Genomic DNA, 1,951 nt, shown 5'->3' on the forward strand with positions numbered 1-1,951 from the left:
GAGCGAAGGACAACGAATGGGGTGGTCGAGGGAATCAACAATAAACTTAAACTAATAAAACGGAGAGGCTATGGCTTGAGAAACTTTCGGAATTTTTGGGTTAGAAGTATGTTGTCTTGGCATCTTGTCTGTTGATTTAGCGTAAAGGGTAACGAAGAGCCTGATAAACTAGGGGCATGATGTTTCGCTGTTAGCGCAATTATATCTTGAAAAAAACCTTCTAATTCAGATAAGCTTAACTGTTCGACGGCTTCTAGTAAGTCTTCTTTAGATAGTTGGGCTTGAATTTTTATGGTAGGCATTTTCTATGACCTGTTTCATGAAGATCGTCTCTTATTATGTATGATACCCATTATTTCACCCCCATCTAGGGGAATGGCATAAGTTCTAGTTACAATTTCTCCCATTCATCTTTAGAAATTTGAGCTTGTTTTAGAATTCTACTGAGTAAATTAATACTAATATCTGACTGATGAGGATTGGGAAGACGGACTCTTAAGCCATTCTTTTCCATAAATTGGTGTCTTTTCCCTGCGTAGGGACCTTGAAATCCTGCTTTATGGAAAGCTGAAATTAAATTAGAACGAGAAATTGCACCAAAATAAGGCATGATTCAACTTAGATAAATGTTAGGCGACTAAATCTATTTTTAAAGATAAACCGTCAAATTCTGGCAATTGATGACCTAATTTAATTGCCAATAATATCCATTCTTCTAAGACTTCTAAGAGTTCCCGACGACAAGCTTCTAGGGTTTCTCCGGTTGCCCAAACTCCCGGAGCATTGGGAATGTTGCCATAAAATCCCTCATTATCCTCTAAAAATTCATAATGGGCTGTTTCCATCGCTTTATTAAGATATTCTTGGATCATAGCTTTCTTTGATTGATTATTTCGTTTTTTCCCAGTATAACATAGTAATTTATCCCTTTGAGCGATCGCTACTTCAACCGAATCGCCCGAACTCCTATTTTTCCAAGCCTTTCAGGGCAATGCTTTCAGCCAATCCTTAAAGAAAGTATTAAGAAAACGGGAAGGGGGGAAAAAAATTATGATGGGAGCATCATTCTTTTACCATAACTTAGGCTCAAAGCCAGAATCATTAATTATTTCTACTGTTTCTCCCGATGGTTTAATCACAAATAAACCTTGTTTATAGGCATAACGATCTACTCCTTCATCTATTTCTATTCCTGCCACTGCACCATAAGCTTGATAGTTCTTATAGTGGGGAAATGCTTCTTTAAATCGACTTAATTTTTCTAGAAATTCATTAACATCATCTTTCGATAAACGAGACTTACATTCGACTAAAACTACCTCGGTTTCATCGACGGCTAAAATATCAATCTCCATGGCGATTCCTTGGCGTTTTACCCTGGCGCGACTGTAGGTTTCTTTGACATCGATACCCTTCGCACGAAATAGGCGAATAACCGCAGGTTCCACTAATTCCTCGACAAATCTTCCCCAGCGAGTGGTTAAACTATCCACCGCACGACTGGTATTTGCCACTGTTTTCTCTAGCTGTGCTAAACGGCGATCGGCTTCGGCCTTGGCTTCGGCCGCCCGGCGATCGTATTCGGCTGCCCGGCGATCGGCTTCGTCCTTGGCTTCGGCCGCCCGGCGATCGTATTCTTGGCGTGATTGTTCAAACTTTTCGTTAGTTTTCTCGAAAAGTTTATAGATATCTTCGATGGTAATCGGTTGAGACATAGTTATTTACTTTAATCCTCCTTATTTTACTGATTACTATAATTGTACTACCAAATTACCAGTCATTTTTTGGACAGGTGTTAATTCACTGAAACATTCATCGGAAATTTTGGGTCTGAAACCCCGCCGTTCTAGGTTGGCTTTACGTTAGAATTAAAAGGCCAGTCTCGAAAACCAAGTGGACGGCGCAGCACCTTGAAAACTCGGCTTAGGGGGTTCCGACCAGAAAAGCTTGG

Annotated in this window: 5 protein-coding genes; 1 reads left to right on the plus strand and 4 read right to left on the minus strand. The window is 40.1% G+C overall.

The features are described from left to right. Positions 1-135 (plus strand): transposase (locus O9332_RS27045; RefSeq protein ID WP_147068792.1); only part of this gene is annotated, 135 nt, incomplete at its 5' end. Here the strand turns inward: O9332_RS27045 and O9332_RS27050 are convergent. The 4 genes from O9332_RS27050 to O9332_RS27065 form a co-directional block, all read right to left on the minus strand. Next, positions 69-302, minus strand: a complete 234-nt coding sequence (locus O9332_RS27050; protein ID WP_052588157.1) for a hypothetical protein — start codon at positions 300-302, stop codon at positions 69-71. The genes O9332_RS27045 and O9332_RS27050 overlap by 67 nt on opposite strands. A gap of 89 nt (positions 303-391) precedes the next feature. Beyond that, complete coding sequence (locus O9332_RS27055; protein WP_002764516.1) at positions 392-610, minus strand: type II toxin-antitoxin system HicA family toxin; 219 nt, start codon at positions 608-610, stop codon at positions 392-394. Between the two features lie 19 nt (positions 611-629). Continuing rightward, a complete protein-coding gene (locus O9332_RS27060; protein ID WP_288028122.1) occupies positions 630-872 on the minus strand; it encodes a type II toxin-antitoxin system HicB family antitoxin in 243 nt (80 codons plus the stop codon). A gap of 198 nt (positions 873-1,070) precedes the next feature. Next, positions 1,071-1,715, minus strand: a complete 645-nt coding sequence (locus tag O9332_RS27065; protein ID WP_002764157.1) for a DUF3782 domain-containing protein — start codon at positions 1,713-1,715, stop codon at positions 1,071-1,073. Positions 1,716-1,951 lie beyond the last annotated feature (236 nt).

Origin of the sequence: Microcystis sp. LE19-10.1B (assembly GCF_027530565.1) — a bacterium.
Taxonomy (GTDB): domain Bacteria; phylum Cyanobacteriota; class Cyanobacteriia; order Cyanobacteriales; family Microcystaceae; genus Microcystis; species Microcystis aeruginosa.

Excerpts from the sequence above, each read along its gene's own strand:
- O9332_RS27050 (WP_052588157.1), bottom strand. The coding sequence starts at position 302 with ATGCCTACCATAAAAATTCAAGCCCAACTATCTAAAGAAGACTTACTA.
- O9332_RS27055 (WP_002764516.1), bottom strand. The coding sequence starts at position 610 with ATGCCTTATTTTGGTGCAATTTCTCGTTCTAATTTAATTTCAGCTTTC.
- O9332_RS27060 (WP_288028122.1), bottom strand. The coding sequence starts at position 872 with ATGATCCAAGAATATCTTAATAAAGCGATGGAAACAGCCCATTATGAA.
- O9332_RS27065 (WP_002764157.1), bottom strand. The coding sequence starts at position 1,715 with ATGTCTCAACCGATTACCATCGAAGATATCTATAAACTTTTCGAGAAA.